The following is a 24,118-nucleotide window of genomic DNA, read 5'->3' on the forward strand; positions in this document are numbered from 1 at the left end:
TCAGTCGATGTACCTGAGGCCCGCCTTCTCCAGGCCGGGGCGCATGTTGTACATATCGAGGCCCAGCACGCCGCTGGCCAGCTTGGCCCGTTTCTCGCCTTCAAAGCTTTCGCGCTTCTGGGCGGCGGCCAGGGTCTCGACCGCGCGGGCGGCGGGCACACACACCACGCCGTCGTCGTCGGCCACGATCACGTCACCGGGTGTGACCAGTGCACCGGCGCACACCACGGGGATGTTGACCGAGCCCAGCGTGGCCTTGATGGTGCCCTTGCTGCTGATGGCGCGGCTCCACACGGGGAAGTTCATCTCCTGCAGCGTCTTCACGTCGCGCACACCGGCGTCGATGATGAGCGCGCGGGCGCCACGGGCCTGGAAGCTGGTGGCCAGCAGGTCCCCAAAGTAGCCGTCGGTGCATTCGGAGGTGACCGCCGCCACCACGATGTCGCCGGGCTGGATCTGCTCGGCCGCCACATGCATCATCCAGTTGTCGCCGGGCTGCAGCAGCACGGTGACTGCGGTGCCGCTGACCTGCTGGCCGCTGTAGATGGGGCGCATGGTGGGCTTGAGCAGGCCCACGCGGCCCATGGCCTCGTGCACGGTAGCCGAGCCGAGAGCCGCCAGGCCGTCGGCGGCTGCGCGATCGGCGCGGGTGATGTTGCGGTAGACAACGCCAAGTTCAAACATGTCAGAGCCCCTTTGCCTTCAGGCGTGAATCGAGTCGGGAGAACACGCGGCGCGTGTTGGCTTCGTAGATCTGGTGCTTGTCGTCGGCGCTCAGGATGGTGGAGGCCTCGATGTAGCGCTTGGTGTCGTCGTAGTAGTTGCCGGTGGTGGGGTCGATGCCCCGCACCGCGCCGATCATTTCGCTGGCAAACAGCACGTTCTTCACCGGGATCACGGTGTTGAGCAGGTCGATGCCGGGCTGGTGGTACACGCAGGTGTCGAAGTACACGTTGTTCATCAGGTGCTCGTCGAGCAGCGGCTTCTTCATCTCTTGCGCCAACCCACGGAAGCGGCCCCAGTGGTAGGGCACCGCGCCGCCGCCGTGCGGAATCAAGAACTTGAGCGTAGGGAAGTCCTTGAACAGATCGCCCTGGATGAGCTGCATGAAGGCCGTGGTGTCGGCGTTCAGATAGTGCGCGCCGGTGGTGTGAAAGCACGCGTTGCAGCTGGTGCTCACGTGGATCATGGCGGGCAGGTCGTACTCCACCATCTTTTCGTAGATGGGGTACCAGTGCCTGTCGGTCAGCGGGGGGCTGGTCCAGTGTCCCCCCGAGGGGTCTGGGTTCAGGTTGATGCCCACGGCGCCGTATTCCTTCACGCACTTTTCCAGCTCAGGAATGCAGGTGGCGGGGTCCACGTCAGGGCTTTGCGGCAGCATGGCCACGGGCACAAAGTGGTCGGGGAACAGCGTGGAGACGCGGTAGCACAGCTCATTGCAGATGGCCGCCCAGGTGCTGGACACATTGAAATCGCCAATGTGGTGGGCCATGAAGCTGGCGCGCGGGCTGAACAGCGTGATGTCGCTGCCGCGCTCTTTCATCAGCTTGAGCTGGTTGGTCTCGATGGACTCGCGCAGTTCGTCGTCGCTGATCTTGAGGTCTGCCACTTTGGGCATGGCCGCCGGGTCTTTGATGCCGGCGATCTGCGCATTGCGCCAGTTCTCCAGCGCCTTGGGGGCCGTGGTGTAGTGGCCGTGGCAGTCGATGATGAGGCTCATGGGTTGGTGCTCCTGGAAGGTGTTCTTGTGATCGGTCAGGCAGGTGTCATGCCCTGCTTGCGTTTGGCTTCGGCAGCGGCCGGAGAGGCCAGGTAGGCCAGCAAGGCGCGGGCAGCATCCACCTGCTGCGACAACGCGCCGACGCCCGCTGAAAACGTGGTGGTGATCTGGATAGCGGGCGGCAACGGGCCCACGATCTGGATGCCCTGCACATGCAGCAGCTCGCTCAACTGTTGAAAGCCCAGCGCCACCTCGCCCTTGGCCACCAGCGAGCCCACGGGCACACCGGGCGGCGCCTGCACCATGCGCGGTGCGATCTGTTCGGCAATGCCCCAGCGCTCGAACAGCTTGGCCAGCGCCACGCCGCTGGGGCCCGTGGACAGGCTGATGCTGCGCGCGGCCAGCACGGCATCGCGCACGGCGTCTTCGGTGCCAAGGTCGGGCAGCGGTGCCCCCGCAGGCACGGCCACGGCCACGCCGGAGTGCACCCAGTCCACCTTGCTGCCGGGCAACAAATGGCCTGCGGCCAACAGCTTGTCGATGGCGTCGGAGGCAAGGATGACCATGTCAAAGGCTTCACCGGCTGCCACACGTTTTGCGACCTCCACGCCGCCCACGGATTCGATCTGCACCGGTCCCGCCTGGGGGGCACGGGCGGCATAGGCCGCCGTCAGTTCGGCCAGCACCTGGCGGGTGGCCATGGAAGAGATGCCGCGCAGTGGCGGGGGGCTGGTCATGGGTGGGTCTCCTGCGGGCTCTGCGCAGCCGCATGGAAAACGGAGGCTGCCGGGGGCTTTGCGTGGCACCGATTGTGGAGAGCGCGGCCCGGTTCATGAAGTCGGCGCCCGCACTACCAGCTATATCATTCCGCGATCGTTGACTTGGAGCTATTGCAATTAGCAGAGAGCATTCCGGATGGACCTCAAGCAGATCGAATACTTTGTGCGCGTGGCCGAGCTGGGCAGCTTCACGCGCGCCTCGGTGGTGCTGGACATTGCCCAGCCCGCCCTGAGCCGCCAGGTGCGCCTGCTGGAGGTGGAGCTGCGCCAGAACCTGCTGGTGCGCAACGGCCGGGGCGCCACGCCCACCGAGGCGGGCAAGCTGCTGCTGGAGCACGGGCGCGGCATCCTGCACCAGGTGGAGCGCGCCCGCGAAGAGCTGGGCCGCGTGCGCGGCGCCCTGGCCGGGCGTGTGGCCATTGGCCTGCCGCCCAGCATTGCCAAGGTGCTGACGGTGCCGCTGACCCGCGCCTTCCGCGTGAAGCTGCCCGATGCGGCGCTGGCCATCAGCGAAGGGCTGTCGGTGGCCATGCGCGAGTCGCTGACCACGGGCTTGCTCGACATTGCGCTGCTGTACAACACACCCCCTGCGCCGGGCATCGAGATCACCGCGCTGCTGGAGGAAGACCTGTTCCTGGTGCAGCGCCGCCCCGCAGGCCAGACGGATGCCGAAGCCGATGCGCTGGCGCGCGTGCCGGTGTCGCTGGACGAGCTGACGCGCTTTCCGCTGGTGATTCCCACACGCCCCAACTCGATCCGCATGCTGGTGGAATCTGAACTGGCAGCGCGCGGCAAACGCCCGCAGATCAGCCTGGAGATCGACGGCGTGGCCGCCATCCTGGACCTGGTGGCCGATGGCGCGGGCTGCGCGGTGCTGCCGATGAATGCGGTCACCACATCCGGCAAGCCCGAGGTATTCAGCACCCGGCCGATCCTGGGCGCCAGCGTGGATGGTGAGGACGGCGCGCGGCTGCGCAGCAAGCTCTTTTTGGCGGTGAGTTCGCAACGCCCCGCCACGCTGACGCAGCAGGCGATGGCGGAGTTGATACGTGCCACTCTGCAGGCGCTCTACCACGCCCCTTGAAGAAGGGCCACGCCCGCTGTGTACTCCCGCTCAGAAGCTTCCAGCAGCGGCAACACCGGTGCATTGCATCCAGAAAGATGCACCCACAGGACCGTTGATTGTGAAAGCCGGCGCTGCGAAACGTGCCCCATCAACCCTCGGGGGGCTTGGTGTGCACATGGGCCAGCAAGCGGTCTGCATAGTCTTGCCATGAGGCGCCCTTGGGCACACCATCGAACACGCCATCGCGCGCCAGGTCGGCCACCCACTGCTGCTTTTCGGCAATGGCCGATGCCATCAGCGGATCCATGCCTGCCTCGCGCACGGTGTGTGCCGACTCGCGCATCTCTTCGGCGCGGCGCTGGCCATGCTGCACCACGCGACTGAAGAAGTAGCTGCCCTGCTGCTGCCAGTCGATGGACGGAAAGGTTTCGGCCAGCGTGGGCAGCACATGGTCTTGCACACCGTAGTGGCGGGCCGTGGCGTAGCTCTCGATCACCAGCGCCTCCAGCCCCTTGATCATCACGCTGCGGCACATCTTGATGGCGCTGGCCACGCCCAGCTGGTCGCTGACCGGCTTGGCGTCCATGCCCCAACCGTGCAACACGGGCGCCAGCATTGCGGCGTGAGGGCCACCGAGCAGCATGGGCACGGCGATGCCATAGGGCGGCACCGACGTCATCACGCCCGCCTCGACATACCGGGCCCCACGCGCATGGATCAAAGCTGCGGCCTGTTGCTTGGTGCCCGGCGAGGCGGAGTTGAGGTCCAGAAAGAACGCGCCAGGCGCAATGTGCTGCGCCACCGCCTCGGCCACCGCCAGCGTGCTGCTGGCCGTGACGGCCGAGATGATGAGCTTGCGCCCGGCGCACAGCGCGGCCACGCTGTCGGCCGCGTGCACGCCTGCGCCCTGCGCGTGGGCGCGCGGATCGGCCTGCTGCGCCGCATCGGTGAACTTCAGGTCCCACACTGCCAGATCGCGCACGCCGGTGGCACGCAGGCCCGCGGCAAAAATGCGGCCCACCTCGCCATAGCCCACGATGCCCAGGTGGTCCATGCGCAGCAGGTCATCGGTTTGTTCGGTCGGCACGGTGCGGCTGGCCTTCACTGTCTGGGAATGCCCGCGCGCTCGATCACGGCGCGCCATCGTTCGATGTCGGTCTTGAGCAAGGCAGCGGCTTGCTCGGGCGTGGAGGTGCGCGGCTCCACGTTGAGCGCGCGCAACTGCTGCTGAACGGCGGGCGTTGCCACAGTGGTCACCACTTCGCGCTGCAGCCGTTCCACGACCGGGCGCGGCGTGCGCGCGGGCACGGCCAGCGCGTTCCACGACGCAGCCACAAAGCCCTTCACGCCCAGCTCCACCGCGGTAGGCGCGTCGGGCAACACCACAGAGCGCCGCTCGCCGGTGACGGCCAGCACGCGCAGCGCCCCCGCGCGCACCTGCGGCAGGGCAGGGCCCAGAATTTCCACACCCACATCCACCTGCCGCCCGCGCAGCGCGGTGATGAGGGCCGGCGTGCCGTTGAACGGCACCACCTGCGCGTCGATGGCTGCGCTGCTCTTGAACAGCTCGGCCGCCAGGTGTTGCGTGCTGCCGATGTTGATGCTGCCGATATTGAGCTGGCCGGGGCGGGCCCGCGCATGCGCGAGCAGCTGGGCCAGTGTGCCGTGCGGCGAATCGGCAGGCACCAGCACCGCAATGTCAAAAAAACCCAGCGTGCTCACCGGCGTGAAGTCGGCCAGTGTGTCGTAGGGCAGCGACTTGAACAGGCTGGCAGACACCGCCGTGCCGTTCGATAGCAGGAACAGCGTGTGCCCATCGGGCTCGGCACGCGCCACGCTGTCTGCGGCCACCACACCGCCGGCGCCCGGGCGGTTGTCGATGACCACCGGCTGGCCCAGCCGTTCGGCCAGGCCTGTGGCCACCGCGCGGGCCGTGAGGTCGCCCACGCCGCCCGCCGCAAAGGGCACCACGATGCGCAGCGCCTTGGACGGGAATGCGGGCTGCGCATGCACCCCCAGCGCGGTCAGCGCCATCGCGCTCGCGCCGGTCAGGAGGATGCGGCGTCGGACCATCTCAAAACCGCAGAACAAAAACCACGATGCCCGGGAAGGCCACCAGGATCGCGGTGCGCAGGAAATCGCTGGCCACGAACGGCAGGATGGCGCGGTAGGTGGCCAGGATGGGTACGTCCTTGGCCATGCTGTTGATGACGAACAGGTTCATGCCCACCGGCGGTGTGATGAGCCCCACCTCGACCACGATCAGCACCAGGATGCCGAACCAGATCGCGAACTCTTCCGGCGTCATGCCGAAATCCAGCGCGGTGACGATGGGAAAGAACACGGGAATGGTCAGCAGGATCATGGACAGCGAATCCATGAAGCAGCCCAGCACCACATAGATGACCAGGATGGCAACGAGCACCACCATCGGGCTCAGGCCCGAGCCGGCCACCACCTGCGCGGCCTCCTGCGGCAGCTGCGACAACGCCAGAAAGGTGTTGTACACGCCCGCGCCCAGCACGATCATGAAGATCATGCCGGTGGCCACCGCTGTGCCCATCACGGCACCCACCAGGGTTTTGCGGTTCAGGCCGCCCGACATCCAGGCCGCCACACCGGTGCCAAAGGCCCCGACGGCCGCGCCCTCGGTGGGCGTGAAAAACCCGAGGTAGATACCGCCCACCACCGCCAGAAAAATCAGCAGCACGGGCCAGACCTTGGCCGTGGCTTTCCAGCGCTCGGCCATGGGCATGGGGGCGACGGTGCCCATCTCCTGCGGGCGCCACCGGGCGTAGAGCGCGATCACGATCACGTAGCCAATGGCCGCCATGATGCCCGGCACGAACGCGGCCAGAAAGAGCTTGGCAATGTTCTGCTCGGTCAGGATGGCGTAGATCACCAGCACCACCGAGGGCGGAATCAGGATGCCCAGCGTGCCCCCGGCCGCCAGCGTGGCCGTGGAGATGCCGCCCGCGTAGCCTGCCTTTTTCAGCTCGGGCAGCGCCACCTGGCCCATGGTGGCCGCGGTGGCCAGGGAGGAGCCGCAAATGGCGCCAAAGCCTGCGCAGGCGCCCACGGCCGCCATGGCCACGCCGCCCTTGCGGTGGCCGATCCAGGCCTCCGCCGCCTTGAACAGCGCCTGCGACAAACCGCCCAGCGCCGCAAACTGCCCCATCAGCAGGAACAGCGGAATGACCGACAGCGAATAGCTGGAAAACGTGCTGTAGGTCACCTGCTTGAGCTGGTTGAGCACGGGCGCCGTGGTGCCATACACCAGCCAGGCGCCCACCAGGCCACACACCAGCATGGCCAGGCCGATGGGAATGCGCACAAAGATGAGGAGCAGCAGGATCGGGAACGACCAGGCTGCGAGTTCGAATCCGCTCATCAGTGCACCCCCGCTTCCGTGGTCCAGCCCGCGGGCTCCTTGCCCAGGCCGAACAGCGTGGCGGTGCGCGCCAGATAGGCCAGGCAGCCAATGACCGCACCCACCAGGCAGGCGGCATATGCCCACCACAACGGCATCTGCAGGATGAAGGTGGTTTCCATGTATTGCTTCTTCTCCAGCATGCCTTCAGCCAGCTTCCAGGTGAGCAGCAGCCAGACGGCCAGCATGAGCAGATCGCTGATCATCAGCACGCCCCGCCGGGCCCAGGCGGGCAGGTGGGTGTACAGCAGGTCCACGGTGGCATGGCCCCCCTTGAGGTACGTCCAGGGCAGGAACAGCAGCACCGCCACAGCCGTCCCCATCTCCACCAGTTCAAAATCACCGGGAACGGGCGCAAGGCCCAGGCCGATCAGGGACCGGCCGACGATGCTGGCGACGATCATGGTGGTGAGCGCGACCAGCACGATGCCGCCCACGATGGCCGCCCAGCGGGCCAGGCGGTAGATGAATGCAATCATGCGGAACTCTTCCTGCAGGGAGCCAAAAGGGGAGGGTATTTTGAACCTCAAGACCACCGCCCGGCCCAATAAAAAGCCGCCCCTGAGAACACGTTCACAAGGACGGCCGCAGGGCCACCAGGCGGGGCCGGTTTACTTGCTGTGCTTGGCGATCAGCGCGCGGGCTTCAGCAGCCAGCTTGGCGCCGTCAATGCCTTTGCCCTTGACCTCGTTGATCCAGTCGGTTTCCACGCTGGCCGCGGTGCGGCGCCAGCGCTGGGTTTCCGCCTGGTCCAGCGCCACGATGTTGTTCTTGGCCTTTTCCGCAATCTCCCGGCCCACCCGGTCGCCCTCGTCCATGGCACGGCCAAACATGGCGGCCGTCTCGATGCCGGAGTTCTTGTCGATCACGGCCTTGAGGTCGGGCGGCAGCTTGTCGTAGCTGGCCTTGTTCATCGAGAACGCGAAGGTCTGCGTGTACAGGCCTTCCTTGCCGGCAAAGGTGGTGTGGTTCTTCACCAGCTCGGTCACCTTCAGCGACGGCGTCACCTCCCACGGAATGGTGGTGCCGTCGATCACGCCCTTGGACAGCGCCTCGGTCACGCCCGGCACGGGCATGCCCACCGGCGTGGCGCCGAGCTTGGTGAGCATGTTGTTGATGATGCGCGAGCCGCCACGGATCTTCATGCCCCGCAGACTTTCCAGGCCGGTCACCGGCGCCTTGGTGTGGAAAAGCCCCGGGCCGTGGGTGTGCACGGCAATGAGCTTGACGTCCTTGAACTCGTCGGCCGCGTACTTCTCCACATATTCCTGGATGGCGCGCGACGAGGCTTCAGGTGCGCCGATCATGAAGGGCAGCTCGAAAACTTCGGTTTTCGGAAAACGGCCCGGCGTGTAGCCCAGCACCGTCCAGGTCAGGTCCACCACGCCGTCGCGTGCCTGGTCAAACAGCTGTGGGGGCGCCCCGCCCAGTTGCATGGCGTGAAACAGCTGCACCTTGATCCGGCCGCCCGAATCGGCTTCGACCTTCTGGGCCCAGGGCACCAGGGCCTTGGCGGGAATGACGGCCTGGGGCGGCAAAAACTGGTGCAGTCGCAGGGTCACCGTCTGGGCTGCAGCCGTGGTGGCCAGGCTGGCCAGGGCCACCGCCCCCATCACCGCCACGGCGGTGCGTCGCTTCAGGAAGGTCATTGTCTTGTCTCCGATCTGTCTGTTGGAATCCGTGCCGCGCCTCGCGGGGCGCCTTTCGGGCATGGGCGGCGATGTTCACCGGGCCCCCACACTGTGCATGGGGTCAGGCCCACATGCTAGTTCTATGGCGGACTTTCAGCTATGCCGTTATGTTATGTAACCGGTGAAACCCGAACCCGGGCCTGCATGGGCGCCGGGCGGGGCCACGCAGCCTGGACTGGCCTGGCGTGCAGCGGTGCACGTCCGATGGCTGCAGGGGCGGGGATTACCGGGCGGCGGCGCGGCGCACACCGGCGCAAGACCCGCCGCCGTAACCTACAAAATTGATAGCTGCCAGCGCTTATCCATCAAGCGCTGGAGGTCAATTTGACCAAAAAATCACTCTTCCATGCCGGCCCGGATGGTGTCGCGGCCGTTGCGGTCCTTGACGCGGCCCAGGTCGGTATCGAGTGCGCGGGCCAGCTTGTCCACGGCACCGATGAAGGCGTTGGCCATCTTGTCGGCCTCGTCGGTCACGGTGACCGGCTGGCGGCCCGTGACCCGGGCCTCGATGCGGCAACGCTTGTCGTTGGCGCCGGACTTGCCGGCATCCAGGTCGGTCAGAAACACCTCCAGCCGTGTGATGTGGTCCTGAAAGCGGTTGAGCCGGCTCTTGGACTCGTCGGTGATCCATTGCGCCAGCGACTCGCCGCCGTGGATGTGGTCATCGGTGTTCACTTGTACTTGCATGGTGATGCTCCTTGAGAGGGGTTCCAAGAGAGGGCGCCGTGTGCCGGGAGCCAGGCGCTGCGGCAGCCCCGAGAACCCCCATGGTCGCACTTTTGCACGGGCTGCCCGTAAGAACCTGTGAGTTGCCGGGGTTTAGTCGGCCGTCAAAGCTTGTCCAGCGCCACGGCAGGCGACCAGTCGGCCCCTGGCGGCAAGGCGCGGGCCTGCGCCACCCGTGCCGACAGGCGCAGCGCCGCCACGTCACCGGGCGCGCGCTGCAGCACCTGCTCCAGCGCCTGCAGGGCGCCGTCCCAGTCGCGTGCATGAAAGGCTTCGAGAGCGGCCAGGCTGGCCTGGCACAGCACGGTGTCATCGCAGGGGGTGAACACGCGCACGGGCTCCGTCTTGCCCTTGACGATCACGTCGTCCAGCGCACGCAGCGCCGCTCCTGGTGGCAGCTGCGCGGCCGTGGCGGCCGACAGCAGGATGCTGGTGCCGAAAGCCTTGTTGGCGCCCTCCAGCCGGGCGGCCAGGTTCACCGCATCGCCGATCGCCGTGTACGAAAAGCGCTGCTCCGATCCCACATTGCCCACCACCACCCGCCCCGTGTGCAGACCGATGCGCATGTGGATGGGTGGCAAGCCGCGCGCGTGAAGGTCGGCCACCAGCGGCTGCATGGCCTGCTGCATCGCGATGGCGGCCGACACGGCGTGCGCGGCATGCTGTGCGTCGTCCAGCGGCGCACCCCAGAAGGCCATCACCGCGTCGCCGATGAACTTGTCCACCGTGCCGCCCGTAGCGTGCACGATGGGCGTCATGGCGTTGAAGTAGCCGGTGAGCACCTCCACCGTCTGCTCGGCGCTCAGCTGCTCGGACAGCGTGGTGAAGTTGGCCAGGTCGGTGAACATGAGCGTGACCTCGCGCGCCTCGCCGCCCAGGCGCATCAGATCAGGCTGCGCAATGAGGCGCGAGACCACGGCGGGGGGCACGTACTGCGCAAACATGGCCCGCGTCTGCCGGGCCCGCTGGCGCACGATGGCGTAGCCCACCAGCGCGGCCGCGCCATACACGGCCACGGCCGCCACTGCGGGCAGCAGTGGCGGCCACCAGAGCCTGTGCGCAGCGAACAGCCACCACGACACCGCGCCCATGGCCAGCACCAGCGCGGCTGTGAGGCTTGCCGCAGCGGCGGGGTGCCAGTGGCGGCTGGCCCACAGAAGCAGGGGCAGCAGCAGCGCGGTGAGCGCGAGGGTCCAGCCTTCGGGCACGCTGCGCAGCCCGCCCCCGTTCAGGTAGTTGTCGAGCAGGGTGGCCTGCAGCTCCACGCCGGGAAACAGCCGCTCGCCCCCTGCTGTGCCAAACGGGGAGTTGAACAGATCGGCCTGCGAACGGGTGAGCTCGGCCGCGGTGCGCACGGAGCGCCCCACCAGCACGATCTTGCCCTTGAAAAACCCCTCGGGCAGCAGACCCGGCTCCAGCGCCTGATAGTACGAGCGCGTGTCGAACGTGCCGCGCGGGCCGCGGTAGCCGATCCAGTCGAAATGGCGCAGCGCGGGCGCCTGCCCACGCGCCTCGGCCGCGCGCTGCGCCAGCCGCAGCGCAAAGCTCTCGCGCGCTACGGGCGCCCGGCGCACCACGAAATCATCGTCTGGCTCCACCCCGGCGTCTCCGGCATCGGCACCGGCATCCAGAAACCGCTGCAGCGGCTGCACCTCCATCCACAGCGCAGCGTTGGCGCTGTCGATCTTCTCCCGCGTCGAGGCGAGCACCACAGGCCCCACCTGGGCAATGGCACGCGCCAGGGCCGCATCTTCCGCCTCGGAGGAGGGGTCGGCAAACACGATGTCCAGCCCCACGGCGGCGGCGCCTTCGTCGTGAAGGCGCTGGAGCAGCGCCGCGTGCATGCTGCGCGGAAACGGCCAGGGTTGCTGCAGCTCCTGAAAGGTGGGCTCGTCGATGGCGAGGATGACCACGTTCAGACCAGTGCGCTGCGGCGCGGTGAGGGCCGTGAGCACATCGAAGGTCTTGAACTCCAGCGCATGCCAGGGTCGGCTGAACGTGGCCGCCCCCACCAGCAACAGCGCCAGCAGCGCCGCCGCCAGCGCCAGCCCGCGCTGCCGACGCCGGTCTGCGGGCTCAGAAACGGTAGCGCGCGTCCAGAACATACCGGGCCTTTCGGCGGTCTGACTTCGGGGCCCACAGGTTCAGTGCGGCCACACCCACCACCCAGTGCTTGTCCTGCGATTCCCAGAACCCCATCAGGTCCACACCCCATCCGGGGGCCATGCGGGTGAAGTTGTCCTTGTCCTCGAAGCGCTCTGAGCGGTACACCGCCCGGCCGCTCAGGTAGATGCGCTGCGGGCTGGCCCAGGTCGCGCCCAGCACGGCGGTATGGCGTGGAATGTAGGGTATGCGCCCCACGGGCGCGCCGGCATCAAAACTGCGGCTTTCGCTGTCCTGGTACAGGTATTTGGCATAGCCTGACCAGCGGCGGCTGAACATGTGGTTGATGCCCGCTCCCAGGGCCTTGAGGGTGCCGGTGTCAAAGCTGGGCGTGTCCTCCAGCAGGTCGGTGGTGGACAGGTTGACCAGCTGGGCGTTGCGCATTTCTTCCAGGAACGGCAGGCTGGGCGTGCGCAGATCGACCCCCACCGTACCGGGGTTGCGCACGCGCAGGTGGTCGGCGCGGAGGTTCACAAAGGTGCTGGGGCCCAGCTCCATGGCCAGTTGCGCCACCGCGCGCTTGTGGCGTCCGCCCGCCTCCACCAGCCGGTCCTCCACCGGAATGCCCGCCGTCTCCACGCTGGTCAGGGTGGAGACACTCAGCGGCCGCAACCAGTCCTGATAGGCCATCCGTACGGTGGTGCCTGCGGCGGGTTGCCACACCACCCCCACGCGGGGCGTGACAACACGCTCCATGTCGGCGCGCCGCGAGGCTTCCTCGCTGTATTCCTCCAGGTTCACCAGATAGCTCTGGGTCAGGCCGTCGACGCGGTGGCGGATCTGCTGCAGCCCGAGCGCGGCATCCACATGCAGCGCCGCGCCCAGCCGCTGGGTGGTCGCCAGGGTCAGCGCGGTGTAGCGGCGGTCCACATGGTTGTAGCCGCCCACCACAAACACATCGCGGTAGGTGCCGAGGCCGGGAATCTCGGCGGCCACGGCGGCGGCGCCTCCGATCAGATTGTTCTGCCGCTCGCGCACATGTTCCAGCGCGACGCTGAAGCGGCTGCCCCGCGCAGTGTCCACCGTGTGGCGCAGCTGCAGGTCGCTGAACTGCTTTCGGGGTTCGCTGCTCACGCCCATCAGGCTCACGAAGGGGGGCAGTACATACAGCGTGGGGTAGTCGCGCAGCACGATGTTGTCCACGCTGCGGCCGAGCTTGATCCAGGTCTGCTCGGTGGGGCCCCAGCGGTAGGCCATGCCCAGCGCCCCCTGAGTGCTTTGGTTCTCCAGCACCGTGTCGAACCGGAACAGGTTCTCCCCCCGCAGGCGCATGTCGAAATGGTTCACATAGGCAAACAGGTTGATGCGCTCGCTCGGCTGCATCCCTGCGCCCAGCGTGACCGCCTGGGCCCGCACATCGCCATAGCCTGCGCGCAGGGCCGGCCCGGCGTTGGCCTGCAGGTCAAACGGGAAACCGCTGGCGTGGGCCGACTGCGCCTTGAAGAACCACGACACGGGCACATGGGTGTTGTCCATGCCATTGAGCGTGAGAGCGGGCGCCCGCATGCGGTACTGGTCATGGTCCAGCGTCACGCCCACGGCACCATGGGCCCCCGGTTTCTGCAGCAGCGACGCATACCGCTGGCTGGCGCCGAAGGCCATGGGGTCGGTCAGGAAGCCCTGGAACAGGGCGGAGTTCTTGTTGAACTCGCCCGGGTAGCGGTCCGCCAGAAACAGGTGGCTGCCACCCCAGTAGGGATAAAAGCTCTGCTGCGCCAGCTCCAGCGCCCAGTCTTCCATGCCAAAGAAAGCGAGCGACGCGCCCAGGTTGGCGTTGCCCTTCTGGTCGTTGGCCACCTGGTTGAGCGACTTGAGGTAGGGCATGCGCTGCACCGCAGCGCGCGCGGCCTCCACGGCTTCGCCGGGCTGAAAGAGGTCGGTGTGGATCTGTGCCAGAAGCATGTAGGGCACGGGGTCCTTGTCGTCCAGGCTGCTGGCCTGACGCAGCGTGGCCAGCGCGTCCTGGTGGCGGCCAAGCTGGTAGTACGCCACGGCCGTCCAGGTTTTGGCGCGGGCGTAGCGGGGCTCCATCACACCGGCGCGCAAAAAGGCATCCAGCGCGGCCTCGGGCTCGCCCTGCTTGAGGTGCAGCAGCCCCTGGCCGGTGAGCGCCACGTAGTCCGCCGGGTTGTCGCCCAAAGCGGTGGCAAAGGCTTGGCCCGCCTCGGTGAACTGGTTGGTGAAGGTTTCGAGCGTGCCCAGTTCGCCCCAGGCGCCGGGGCTTTGGGGCGACAGGGCCAGTGCCTGCTGCAGATTGGCACGGGCGGGGCCCGCATCCTCGCGTTCAGTGTGGGCGCTGCCCAGGCCCTGCCAGCCCCGGGCGTCTTGCGGGGCCAGCTGCGTGGCCTCGGTGTACGCAGCCAATGTGGCGGGTGCATCGCCACGGCGCCGGGCGAGCTCGGCGCGCACCATTGCCAGCTCTGCATGCGCAGTGCCCTGCGCCGGGGCCAGCGTGGCGGCGGCCTCATCCACGCGGTCGCTCAGCAGTTGCACCCGGGCCAGCTGGGCCACCAGGGCCGGGTGCGCGGGCCAGCGCTGCATGGCGGTGCGCAAGGTGGTGGCTGCGGCAGCTGCATCGCCTTCCATGAGCTGCACGTCCGACTGCATGAGCCAGACCGGCAGCGGGGCCGCCGCCGAAGCCACCTGGCGGGCCAGCTGTTCGCGCGCAGCGAGGACATCGCCCGCCTGCAACGCGATGGCGGTTTCCATCACGGCCACCCAGGGTGCGGGGGCAGCGCCGCGAGCCGGCGCCAAGGCGGCGCGCGCGGCGGGCACATCGCGGGCTGCCAGCGCGGTGCGCACCGGGGCCAGCGCTTCGGGCACGGGCTCGGCGGCCAGGTGCGGCAGCGGGTCGGCGCGCAGGGCATTCACCCACTGGATGCGGTCGCGCGGCTGGCTCAGCACCAGCTTGACCGGGGCCTTGCCCACCTCGGCATAGGCGGCCTCGTTGGCGCCCACCGACACTTGCCCCTGTGCATTGGAAAACTCCACCGTGCCCGACAGCACGGTCAGCAGGGTGCGGCCGTCGTCCTCGACGCTGATGTCCCAGTCGGTGCCGCGGATCGCGGCTGTGGCGGCCGGGGTCTCCAGGTTCAGGCGGGAGCCGTCGGCCCGCCGCGTCTGTGTCCAGGCGCGCCCGGCGTTGAGCAGCAGGGTGGTGACCGGCTGGGCAGGCGTGGCCACGCCCTTGACCTGCAGCACCGTGTTCTGGTGCAGGCGCAACTGGGTGTCGTCGGCAAAGAGCAGGGCCATCCGGGCGGCCTGGCGGGTGCGCACGAAATCGCCCGTGGCCAGGGGCTGGGCGGGGCGCGCGGGCTGCCAGTCGGCCGCCGCGGCGGCGCGCTGGTCGCCCGTGCCTTGCAGGCTGATGATTTCGGCGGCGGCGCCCGCAGGCACCGCGGCCAGCGCCTGCGCCGCCGGCCAGGCCAGGGCCAGCACGGCCGCCAGGGCGGTCACGGTGGGCCGATGCACTTTGTGATGGGACATGTTGTGGCTTTCGGGAAGGCGTGGAACCGTCGCCGTGCCCCTCCCTGGCCTGCGGCGATCCAAAATTATCGCGAGCGCCGCGCCAGAAACCGCCGCCCGCCCGCCCTGCGGCCGCCGCATTTCATGAAGAAAGCCACGTTTTGGCGCACCGCACGGAACCGGTTGCCGATGCAAAGCCGCCGCACGGCCCTTTCCTACACCGGGGAATGGGGTGGGGTGCTACAAAGATACATCCCCGCCCTGCAATGAATGGCGCGCTTTCCGTGCGCCCCTGGAGCTTGCCCCCATGCCTGCCGCCCGCCGCCTCAAGATTGGTTTGTCCGCCTGTTTTCAGCACGCCGACCCCGCCCGCCCGCTGTTCACCGGCAAGACTCTGCAGTATGTCGAGCAGTCGATTGCCCACTGGATCATGTCGGCCGGTGCCATGGTGGTGATGGTGCCCTGCCCCACGGGCGAGACGGCGCGCGGTGATGTCACGCTCGACCACTATGCCGAGTGGCTTGACGGCATCGTGATGCACGGTGGCGCCGACGTATGGCCGGGCAACTACGGTGAGGAGCCCCTGCGCGAGGAGTGGGTGGGCGACCGCGTGCGTGACCTGTACGACCTGGCCGTGGTCAAGGCGTTTGCCCAGGTGGGCAAGCCCATCTTTGGCGTGTGCCGCGGCCTGCAGCTCATCAACGTGGCCTTTGGCGGTGCGCTGTACCAGGACATCGAAACCCAGCACCCGGGCGCACAGCAGCACCGCAACGCCAGCACCTATGACCAGCACTTTCATGACATCCAGATCGTGGAGGGTTCGCACATGGCCAAGCTCTACCCCAACACCCCGCGCGCGCGCGTGAACAGCATCCACCACCAGGGCATCAAGCGCGTTGCGCCGGATTTTGTGGTGGAAGCCTTGAGCGAGCCGGACGGCGTGCCGGAAGCCATCCGCCTCAAACCTGCGCCCGGCCGTGGCTACATCGCGGCCACGCAATGGCATCCCGAGTTTCACAAGACCGGCTCGGACACGCTGGACGACACCGCCATCCTGCAAGACTTCCTGACTGCCTGCGAACTGGCCAAAGCCCATCCGCGCCCGCCTGTGCGCCACCCGTCGTCGCCCCTGCGCGAGAGGGCTGCGCGGCTGCTGCGGCGGGCGCTGGCCAAGCAGTCCTGAGGTGATTCCACGGCGGGCACACAAAATTGGGTGTTTTTGGCCTTCAGCGCTTACCCATCATGCGCCAACAGCTATTAAATATGTAGCATAAAGCTGCTGTTGCATGCCCCCAGGCTGGTGTCGGGCACTGCAATTACTGTAAATTCATCCAGTGAATTTACAGTCCAAACTCGCCATCCTGGCCGACGCCGCCAAGTACGACGCCTCGTGTGCCTCCAGCGGCGCTGCGCCGCGCAACTCGGTGGGCGGGCGCGGCATGGGCTCCACCGAGGGCATGGGCATCTGCCACAGCTACGCGCCAGATGGCCGCTGCATCTCGCTGCTCAAGATTCTGCTCACCAACTTCTGCCAGTACGACTGCCTGTACTGCGTGAACCGCGTGACCAGCAACGTGCCCCGCGCACGCTTCACGGTGGGTGAAGTGGTGCAGCTCACGCTGGACTTTTACCGCCGCAATTGCATTGAGGGGCTGTTCCTCTCCAGCGGCATCATCCAGAGCCCCGACTACACGATGGAGCAGGTGGTGGAGGTGGCCCGCGTGCTGCGCGAGGAGCACGACTTTCGCGGCTACGTCCACTTGAAGACGATCCCCGACGCATCACCCGAGCTGATGGAACGCGCCGGCCGCTATGCCGACCGCCTCTCCATCAACATCGAACTGCCCACCGCCGAAGGCCTGACTGCGCTGGCCCCCGAGAAGGACAGCGCCGCCATCGACCGATCCATGGCCCGCATGGCCGTCCACATTGGCGAGGCACGCGCCGCCCGCAAAGAGCAGACCGCGCAAGCCATCGTGTCCATGCCGCAATCGCGCACCACGCGCCGCGCCAGCGTGCCGCACTTTGCGCCGGGCGGGCAAAGCACGCAGATGATCGTCGGCGCCGATGCCACCAGCGACCGCACCATCCTCGCCACCAGCGCGCGGCTGTATGGCGTGCACCGGCTGCGGCGGGTGTACTACTCGGCCTTCAGCCCCATCCCCGACGCGGCGCGCGCCCTGCCGCTGACCGCCCCGCCCACGGTGCGCGAGCACCGGCTGTACCAGGCCGACTGGCTGATGCGTTTTTATGGCTTCACCCATGACGAGATCGTGCCACCCGCTCAAGTCGGCATGCTGGCGCTGGACATGGACCCCAAGCTGGCCTGGGCGCTGGCACACCGCGAGCGCTTTCCCGTCAACCTGAACACCGCCCCGCGCGAGCTGCTGCTGCGCGTGCCCGGCTTTGGCGTGCAGACGGTGGAGCGCCTGCTGGCCGCCCGCCGCGTGCGCCGCCTGCGGCATGCAGACCTGGCGCGGCTGCATGTGCCGCTCAAGAAAGTGCTGCCTTTTGTGGAGGCGGCCGACTACCGCCCTGGCCCTGCGCTGGACGCTGCCGACCTCGCCGCGCAGTTGACGCCGCCGCCGGTGCAGCGCAGCCTGTTTTGAGCCGGAGAGACCCGCATGCAGCGCCACTCCATCACGCTCGCCCATCCCACCGACTGGCCCGGCTTTCGCCATGCCGCACGAGCCCTGGTGTTGGCCAACGTGCCCCCGCAGGCGGTGGACTGGCGCTGCCAGGCAGATGTGGCCGACGACCTGTTTGCGCCCGAACCTACCGCTAGCAACACCCTGCCCAGCGCGGCGCTAAATGCGCCCACGCTGCGCGTGCCACCCGACTTTGTGCGCCTGTGCGAGCAACTCATCCTGCACCGCGACCCCACCCGCTTTCCATTGATGTACCGCCTGCTGTGGCGCATGGCGCATGGCGGCGCTGAGGGCGAAGCCGCACGGCACGACCCGCTGGACGCAGACCGCATGCTGGCCCACCACATGGCCCGCGCCGTGGCGCGCGACAAACACAAGATGCACGCCTTCGTGCGCTTTCGCCCCGTGGTAGAGCAATGTGGCCAGACCCTGCACATGGCCTGGTTCGAGCCCGACCACCACATCACCGTGGCCAACGCGGGCTTCTTCATCCGCCGCTTCACGCAGATGCGCTGGGCCATCCTCACGCCCGACGCCAGCGTGCGCTGGGACGGCCAGCAGCTGCACACCGGCCCCGGCGCGCAGCGCAGCGACGCGCCGCCGCCGGATGCGGGCGAGGCGCTGTGGCTCACCTACTACCGCCACATCTTCAACCCCGCGCGACTCAAGCTGAACATGATGAAGAAAGAGATGCCCACGCGCTACTGGCACAACCTGCCCGAGGCCGCGCTGATCACCGAGCTGGCCCACACCGCGCACGAGCGCAGCGCGCGCATGGTGGAGGCCGAGCCCACCGTGCCGCGCCGCCGCATCAGCCCGGTGGTGCAGCGGCCCCGGGGCGGCACAGCGGGCTGAACCGGTCGCAGCTTCTGGAATACTCACGGCTGGAATGGCGTCACCCTGACGGTCTGAGGCCACGAAGAACGAAACACAGAGGCAACACCATGAGCATCTTCGACCGGCTTCTGGCCAGTGTGCGCAAGCCGACGGAACGCACCGACACGTTGGGAGCGCAGCCGAGCGGGCCCGTGGAACGGCGCCAGCGCAAGCGAGTGAACGCGCGCAAGGGCACCCGGGTGCTGATCATTGACGACTCGCCCACAGTGGTGGCCGTGCTGCGCAAGGTGCTGCGCTCGGCCGGCTACGAAACCCGCGAGGCGCTGGATGCCGAGCAGGGGCTCGCCCTGATTGCGCAGGACCCGCCCGAGCTGGTGTTTCTTGACATCATCCTGCCGGGCATGAACGGCTTCAACGCGTTGCGCGCCATCCGCAAGCTGCCCGCCTCGCAGCACATCCCGGTGATCATGATCAGCGGCAACGAACACGCCACCGAGCAGTTCTACGCCAACCGCATCGGCGCGGACGATTTCATGAAGAAGCCGTTCTCGCGCCACGAGATCTTCGCGCGCATCGAGGCCTTGCTCGATGCGGACTTCATCCCCCGGCGCAAGGCCGAGGCGCCACCGGCGGCTGCCAGCGCGCCCGCCACGCCGGACTAGCTCGGCGCCCCGTGCGCAGGGGCTGCACCGGGGTGCTCAGTGCTGGTGCCCGTGCGCCCCGTGCACATGCCGGTGCGCAATTTCTTCCGCGCTCGCGGCACGCACTTCGGTGACCTTGCAGCTGAACTTCAGCGCCTGCCCGGCCAGCGGGTGGTTGCCGTCCAGGTGCACTTCGGGGCCCTTGATCTTGACCACGTTGAACACGGCCGGCTGGCCGTCGGCGCCCACGCCCTGCAGCTGGCCGCCTACCTTCACGCCTGGGGGGAACTCGGTTTTGGGGATGGTGCGCACCAGGCTTTCGTCGCGGGCGCCGAAGGCGTCTTCCACGGCCAGGTCCAGTGCGGTGGTAAAGCCCACGGCCTGGCCTTCCAGGGCCGCTTCGACCTTGGGGAAGATGTTGTCATAGCCACCGTGCAGATACGACAGGTTGCCCGCGTCCAGCGGCTTGCCCTGCGGGGTGGTGACCTTGTACGTGATGGTGACGGCGGTGTCTTTGGTGATGGTGGTGGCCATGGTGTGTCTGCTTGCGCTAAAAGCGTGCATTGTCCACGAGGCGCCCGGTGGCCGCCGGGCGCCTCGGAGGCGGGGCGTGCCGCCCCGGCTTACGCGCCAGCCGTCGCCTCTGCCGGCCGCTCTTCCTGCGTCTGCCCCGGATACCGCGCAAACCGCCTTGCCTCGGTGCCATGCACCGGGTCCTGCTGGGCCCAAGGCCACCCGCCGAACTGGGTGCGGCGGTAGTCGTTCATGGCCTGCATGATCTCGGCCTGGGTGTTCATCACGAACGGGCCGTACTGCGCCACGGGCTCGCCAATGGGGCGGCCCTGCAGCACCAGGCATTCGACGGCGGTGGGGCCGGTGTTGGTCAGCACCCAGTCTTCGGTAGCCCGCACCTGCAGCGCGGCATGGCGGTCCACGTCCTGCGGGCCCACGCGCAGGCTGTCGCCCACAAAGAAGTACAGCATGCGCTGCGTGGTCTCACCCTTCGCCGCAGGCAGTGTCCATTGCGCACCGGGCTCCAGGTGGAGCGTCCAGATGGCGACGTCGCCTTCGGGCTGGGAGGCCCAGGATTCGGGCGGCGGCGACAGCGGATCGGGCGCGCCGGGCAGCGCACCGGCCACCACCGTCACCGTGGTGGCGCGGCCTGCGGCGTCGTGGTGCACCAGGCGCGGAATGCGCTCGTCCCACAGCATGGTGAAGTGCGGCTCGACCATCTTGTTGCGTGCGGGCAGGTTCAGCCAGATCTGAAAGAGCTCCAGCGGGTTGGGCTCGGTGGCGTTGAGCAGCGGGAACATCTCGGAGTGCACGATGCCCTTGCCGGCCGTGACCCACTGCACGTCGCCACCGCCAAAGCGTGCGGCGGCGCCCAGCGAGTCGGAATGGTCGATGAGCCCCTTGCGCACCAGCGTCACGGTTTCAAAGCCCCTGTGCGGGTGGCCCGGAAAGCCCGGCACGGTGTCGCCGTGGTACATGCTCCAGCCGTCCTTGTCGCTGAAATCGCTGCCGATCTGGCGATCCTCAATGGGCACGGCCGGGCCAAACGCGGCGTTGCCTGCGGGATAGGCATCGTCGTGGTGCGCGCAGAAAAGAAACGGGTCGAGTGTGGGCCACTGCTGACCGAGCAGCTGGGCGCGCACGATGGGCACCAGGGCGGTGGTTGCTGCAGCAGGTGTGGACGACGACATACGGGGGCTCCTCATGTTGTGTTCCGCCACGATCGGGCGGTGTGCCTGTGGAATATGAAGCCAGTGTCGTTCGAACGGAAGTGCGGCCCGTGGAACAGTGCGGTGCGGCGGGCAGGACAGTGGGGGGCTTTGCCTCCCGTGTTTTGCCAGAAAAGTTGAGTCTAATTCGGCTCTAGCGCTTATCTGTCAAGCGCTGACAGCTACTGTTTTAATAGCTTTCTATCCGTACGATTCCTGATCGCAAGCGTTGTGCATCGCAGCCGATGCTCCTTGGGCCGCGCAGACTGCCAGCAGGCGGCAGGCGGCCAGCGCGACGGTAACCGCGCTGCTCACGCCTTCACCTCGACCACGGGTTCGAAGCCGCCGAAGATCATGCGTTTGCCATCAAAGGGCATGGGCGGGTTGCCGGGTTGGGACGGGTCCATGCGGGGGTCTTCCATCATCTTCTTCATGCCCGCGTCGCGCGTGGCTTTGTCGGGCCATTCGACCCACGAAAAGGCCACCGTCTCCTCGGCCGTGGCCTGGACCGCGCGGCGGAAATCGGTGACTTTGCCGTCGGGGACGTCGTCGCCCCAGCTTTCGATCACACGGATCGCGCCCAGCTCGATAAACAACGCGTCGAAATGGCGCGCGTGCTCAATGAACTTCTGCTTGTTGGCGGTAGGGACCGCGATCACGAAACCATCGATGTAGGACATGGCTTGACTCCTGTGAGGTTGACCAAGGGATGCGCCCGCCTGTGGGCGCCACGTATTCGTTCGGCGAACGCGGACCCGAGCCCGCCCCCATCCATCACTTGCGCCGATAGGTCGCCTGCATCATCTGCGACCAGCTGCCATCTGGCTGTAGCGCGAACGATGTCAAGGTGCGTTCGTTTGCGCTCACCAGCGTGATCACGTCGCGGTAGCGGGCGGTCTTGCCGTCGTCCTTGAAGCTGGGGCCTTCGGTCTCCAGGGTCAGCACCTTCTGGTCGGCATCGAGCACGCCTTCGTACACGAACATGTGGGTCATCATCGAGCCCACCCAGGTGCCGCGGAACACGCTCTTCTCGGGGTCGTAGCCCAGCGTCATCAACATGTGGGCTTCGCCCCCGCCGGGCATGGTGCCCGTGCCTTCGCACAGCACCCACAGGTCGCCCAGGGCGCGCACATGCTCGGAGCCGGTGGATTGCTCTTGAGCGGGCGCGTCGGACTCGCCGGACTCGCCGGGTGGGGCGTCGCAGTTGGCGTCGCTGGTCCAGTCGCCAATCAGCTGCTGCAGCCAGCGGTGCATGGCGTGGGGTTCGGCATTCATCATTTCGGTCTCCTAGGTGGTTGGGGTTTGGCAATTCAGTCAACTTGGGTGGTCGATCCCGTCAATCACGGTCTGGCGCCCCGAGCGGAAAGTAGTGGCGGTAGGGGCGGCCGCCCTCCACGGCCTGCGCAAATGAGGGCCGCGCCAGCAGTCGCGCGCGGTAGGCGCGCAGCAGGGGGTAGCTGGCGGCAATGGGGTGCGTCCAATCGGCATAGAACAGCGCGGGCGCCGCTGCGCAGTCGGCCATCGTGAAACCGTCGCCCGCAGCCCAGGTGCGGCGGGCCCATTCGCCTTCCAGCCATGCATAGGCCTTCTCCAGCTTGTCAGCGGCCCAGGCCACGCCGTCAACGCGCTTGGCGGGGTCGCCAGTCAACGCAGCGTTCACCGCGTGCTGGACGGGCGCCATCACGTGCAGGTCAAAGAACCGGTCCATGAACCGCACCTGCAACGCCGCTGCAGGGTCGGCCGGTATCAGCTGCACAGGCCCCGGGTGGGCCAACTGCAGGTGCTCGATCACGATGCTGCTCTCCACCACCGTGTGATCGCCATCCACCAGAAGCGGAAATTTCGCCAACGGCCAGCGGCGCAGCCATTCGGGCGCATGGTTGCCCGGCGCAGCGGGGTCGAGATTGCGCAATTCAAAGGGAGTCCCGTTTTCATACAGCGCAGTCAGCACCTTCTGGGTGTAGGACGAGAAAGGGTGTCCATAGAGGGCAAGCATGGCCGCACCTGCGTTGGGGTTCTGCGGCGCAAGGCTCATTCGGGCGCCACCACCATCCACGGCACACCAAAGCGGTCGGCCACCATGCCGAAGGCTTTCGAAAAGAACGTTGAGGCCAGTGGCATGTGGACCTGACCGCCATCGGCCAGGGCGTTGAAGAGCCGCTTTGCCTCGGCTTCATCCGCCGGGCTCAGCGCCAGCGAGATGCCCTGGAAGCTGGTGGTGCCCGACCCCATGCCGTCTGACGCCATCACTGTCGTCTCGCCCACGGTGAATTCGGCGTGCATGACCATGTCGGGCGCGGGGCCCGGGCCGCCGCCTTCGCCGCAACCGGGCGCCCCGGCGGGCTCGGGGTTTTCCTTGAAACGCATGAGCGTGGTGACTTTGGCGCCCAGCGCGCTGCGGTAGAAGTCCAGCGCCTCTTCACAGCGGCCTTCAAACATCAGGTAGGACTCGACTTTCATGGGTGCTTTCCTTAGGGATGGTGGAGGGGTGAAACCGGTATCGGCATTCAATTGTGAACACCGTCCACAAAAGATAGCAGAGATAATGAACAGTGTCCACATTTCGACGTTCATGACTGCAACCAACCGCAACACGTACCGCCACGGTGACCTGCGCCGCGCCCTGCTGGACGCAGGCATCGAACTGGCCCGCGCCGGCGGCCCCGACGCCGTCGTGCTGCGCGAGGCCACCCGCCGCGCGGGCGTGGCGCCCAATGCGGCGTACCGCCACTTCGCCAACCGGGACGACCTGCTGGGCGCCGTGCGCGCGGCGGCCGTGGCCGCGGCGGCGCGGTTCATGGAGGCGGAGCTGGAGCGCGTGCCCCTGCAGGGCAGCGCCACCGAGCAGGCACGCGCCAAGGTGCGCGCCGTGGGCGCGGGCTACATGCGGTTTGCGCAGGCCGAGACCGGCCTGTTCCGCACGGCGTTCGGGGGCCAGTTCAGCGTGCAGCAGCAGCCCGACCCGGCCATGGGGGGCGCCACCGGCCGCAACCCGTTTGAACACCTCAGCGCGGCACTGGACGCGCTGGTGGCAGCAGGCGCGCTGCCCGCAGAACGCCGGCCCGGGGCGGAATACCTGGCCTGGTCCACCGTGCACGGGATGGCGCTGCTGAGCCTGGATGGCCCGTTGCGCGGCGTGCCGCCTGCCATGCTGCAGGCGCTTGGCCAGCGTCTGCTCGACATGGTGGAACGCGGGCTGTAGCACGGCCCGCCCGGGGAGCGCCGGGGCCC

At 67.6% G+C, this 24,118-nt stretch carries 23 protein-coding genes; 6 read left to right on the plus strand and 17 right to left on the minus strand.

Going from position 1 to position 24,118, the window contains the following annotated elements; translation table 11 throughout:
• The 3 genes from ligK to AAFF19_RS01015 are packed head-to-tail and all read right to left on the minus strand — an operon-like array spanning position 1 to position 2,457.
• Entirely contained in the window at positions 1–684 is a 684-nt protein-coding gene (gene ligK / locus AAFF19_RS01005) for a 4-carboxy-4-hydroxy-2-oxoadipate aldolase/oxaloacetate decarboxylase (RefSeq protein WP_182119971.1), read from the minus strand.
• 1 nt (position 685) lies between these two features.
• The gene (locus AAFF19_RS01010) at positions 686–1,720 is read right to left on the minus strand and encodes an amidohydrolase family protein (RefSeq protein WP_342721084.1); all 1,035 of its coding nucleotides are present in this window, start codon (positions 1,718–1,720) and stop codon (positions 686–688) included.
• A 35-nt stretch (positions 1,721–1,755) separates the two neighbouring features.
• The gene (locus AAFF19_RS01015) at positions 1,756–2,457 is read right to left on the minus strand and encodes a substrate-binding domain-containing protein (RefSeq protein WP_342721085.1); all 702 of its coding nucleotides are present in this window, start codon (positions 2,455–2,457) and stop codon (positions 1,756–1,758) included.
• A 178-nt stretch (positions 2,458–2,635) separates the two neighbouring features.
• Between AAFF19_RS01015 and AAFF19_RS01020 the strand changes: the two genes are divergently transcribed.
• On the plus strand, positions 2,636–3,583 hold the full coding sequence (locus AAFF19_RS01020) for a LysR substrate-binding domain-containing protein (RefSeq protein WP_342721086.1): 948 nt from the start codon (positions 2,636–2,638) through the stop codon (positions 3,581–3,583).
• Positions 3,584–3,713: 130 nt separating this feature from the next.
• On the opposite strand, the gene AAFF19_RS01025 is transcribed toward AAFF19_RS01020, so the two are convergent.
• From AAFF19_RS01025 to AAFF19_RS01060, 8 genes are all read right to left on the minus strand, one after another.
• Entirely contained in the window at positions 3,714–4,625 is a 912-nt protein-coding gene (locus AAFF19_RS01025) for a DUF1932 domain-containing protein (RefSeq protein ID WP_342721809.1), read from the minus strand.
• Positions 4,626–4,666: 41 nt separating this feature from the next.
• Positions 4,667–5,599: a tripartite tricarboxylate transporter substrate binding protein gene (locus AAFF19_RS01030; protein WP_342721810.1), complete on the minus strand. Its 933-nt coding sequence runs from the start codon at positions 5,597–5,599 to the stop codon at positions 4,667–4,669.
• Between the two features lie 40 nt (positions 5,600–5,639).
• Positions 5,640–6,956, minus strand: a complete 1,317-nt coding sequence (locus AAFF19_RS01035) for a TRAP transporter large permease (protein ID WP_342721087.1) — start codon at positions 6,954–6,956, stop codon at positions 5,640–5,642.
• Positions 6,956–7,474: a TRAP transporter small permease gene (locus AAFF19_RS01040; protein ID WP_182119966.1), complete on the minus strand. Its 519-nt coding sequence runs from the start codon at positions 7,472–7,474 to the stop codon at positions 6,956–6,958. Before AAFF19_RS01040 ends, AAFF19_RS01035 begins: the two co-directional genes overlap by 1 nt.
• 132 nt (positions 7,475–7,606) lie before the next feature.
• Positions 7,607–8,644 (minus strand): TRAP transporter substrate-binding protein, encoded by a 1,038-nt coding sequence (locus tag AAFF19_RS01045; RefSeq protein ID WP_182119965.1) that lies wholly within the window; start codon positions 8,642–8,644, stop codon positions 7,607–7,609.
• A 378-nt stretch (positions 8,645–9,022) separates the two neighbouring features.
• Positions 9,023–9,373: an HPF/RaiA family ribosome-associated protein gene (locus AAFF19_RS01050; RefSeq protein WP_008902940.1), complete on the minus strand. Its 351-nt coding sequence runs from the start codon at positions 9,371–9,373 to the stop codon at positions 9,023–9,025.
• 143 nt (positions 9,374–9,516) lie between these two features.
• Positions 9,517–11,517, minus strand: a complete 2,001-nt coding sequence (locus AAFF19_RS01055; protein ID WP_342721088.1) for an adenylate/guanylate cyclase domain-containing protein — start codon at positions 11,515–11,517, stop codon at positions 9,517–9,519.
• On the minus strand, positions 11,489–15,061 hold the full coding sequence (locus AAFF19_RS01060) for a TonB-dependent receptor (RefSeq protein ID WP_342721089.1): 3,573 nt from the start codon (positions 15,059–15,061) through the stop codon (positions 11,489–11,491). Before AAFF19_RS01060 ends, AAFF19_RS01055 begins: the two co-directional genes overlap by 29 nt.
• A 286-nt stretch (positions 15,062–15,347) precedes the next feature.
• On the opposite strand from AAFF19_RS01060, the gene AAFF19_RS01065 reads away from it, so the two are divergent.
• The 4 genes from AAFF19_RS01065 (at position 15,348) to AAFF19_RS01080 (ending at position 19,187) form a co-directional block, all read left to right on the plus strand.
• Positions 15,348–16,223, plus strand: a complete 876-nt coding sequence (locus AAFF19_RS01065) for a type 1 glutamine amidotransferase (RefSeq protein ID WP_342721090.1) — start codon at positions 15,348–15,350, stop codon at positions 16,221–16,223.
• 151 nt (positions 16,224–16,374) lie between these two features.
• Complete coding sequence (locus tag AAFF19_RS01070) at positions 16,375–17,649, plus strand: putative DNA modification/repair radical SAM protein (RefSeq protein ID WP_342721091.1); 1,275 nt, start codon at positions 16,375–16,377, stop codon at positions 17,647–17,649.
• Positions 17,650–17,664: 15 nt separating this feature from the next.
• A complete protein-coding gene (locus AAFF19_RS01075; protein ID WP_342721093.1) occupies positions 17,665–18,543 on the plus strand; it encodes a TIGR03915 family putative DNA repair protein in 879 nt (292 codons plus the stop codon).
• Positions 18,544–18,632: 89 nt separating this feature from the next.
• Positions 18,633–19,187: a response regulator gene (locus AAFF19_RS01080; RefSeq protein ID WP_008902934.1), complete on the plus strand. Its 555-nt coding sequence runs from the start codon at positions 18,633–18,635 to the stop codon at positions 19,185–19,187.
• Between the two features lie 36 nt (positions 19,188–19,223).
• Here AAFF19_RS01080 and AAFF19_RS01085 read toward each other — a convergent pair whose 3' ends face one another.
• The 6 genes from AAFF19_RS01085 to AAFF19_RS01110 form a co-directional block, all read right to left on the minus strand.
• On the minus strand, positions 19,224–19,700 hold the full coding sequence (locus AAFF19_RS01085; protein ID WP_342721094.1) for a peptidylprolyl isomerase: 477 nt from the start codon (positions 19,698–19,700) through the stop codon (positions 19,224–19,226).
• 89 nt (positions 19,701–19,789) lie between these two features.
• Positions 19,790–20,869, minus strand: coding sequence for a pirin family protein (locus AAFF19_RS01090; protein ID WP_342721095.1), 1,080 nt, complete (start codon positions 20,867–20,869; stop codon positions 19,790–19,792).
• A gap of 329 nt (positions 20,870–21,198) precedes the next feature.
• Positions 21,199–21,567: a DUF1428 domain-containing protein gene (locus tag AAFF19_RS01095; protein WP_342721096.1), complete on the minus strand. Its 369-nt coding sequence runs from the start codon at positions 21,565–21,567 to the stop codon at positions 21,199–21,201.
• 94 nt (positions 21,568–21,661) lie between these two features.
• Positions 21,662–22,165, minus strand: a complete 504-nt coding sequence (locus AAFF19_RS01100) for a DUF1579 domain-containing protein (RefSeq protein WP_342721097.1) — start codon at positions 22,163–22,165, stop codon at positions 21,662–21,664.
• A 58-nt stretch (positions 22,166–22,223) separates the two neighbouring features.
• Positions 22,224–22,922, minus strand: a complete 699-nt coding sequence (locus AAFF19_RS01105; RefSeq protein ID WP_342721098.1) for a glutathione S-transferase family protein — start codon at positions 22,920–22,922, stop codon at positions 22,224–22,226.
• Entirely contained in the window at positions 22,919–23,347 is a 429-nt protein-coding gene (locus tag AAFF19_RS01110) for a VOC family protein (RefSeq protein ID WP_342721099.1), read from the minus strand. The genes AAFF19_RS01105 and AAFF19_RS01110 overlap by 4 nt, the downstream gene beginning before the upstream one ends.
• 85 nt (positions 23,348–23,432) lie before the next feature.
• On the opposite strand from AAFF19_RS01110, the gene AAFF19_RS01115 reads away from it, so the two are divergent.
• Positions 23,433–24,089 (plus strand): TetR/AcrR family transcriptional regulator, encoded by a 657-nt coding sequence (locus tag AAFF19_RS01115; RefSeq protein ID WP_342721100.1) that lies wholly within the window; start codon positions 23,433–23,435, stop codon positions 24,087–24,089.
• The last annotated feature ends 29 nt before the right edge of the window (positions 24,090–24,118 follow it).

The organism is Acidovorax sp. FHTAMBA, from assembly GCF_038958875.1.
Classification (GTDB): Bacteria; Pseudomonadota; Gammaproteobacteria; order Burkholderiales; family Burkholderiaceae_C; genus Acidovorax.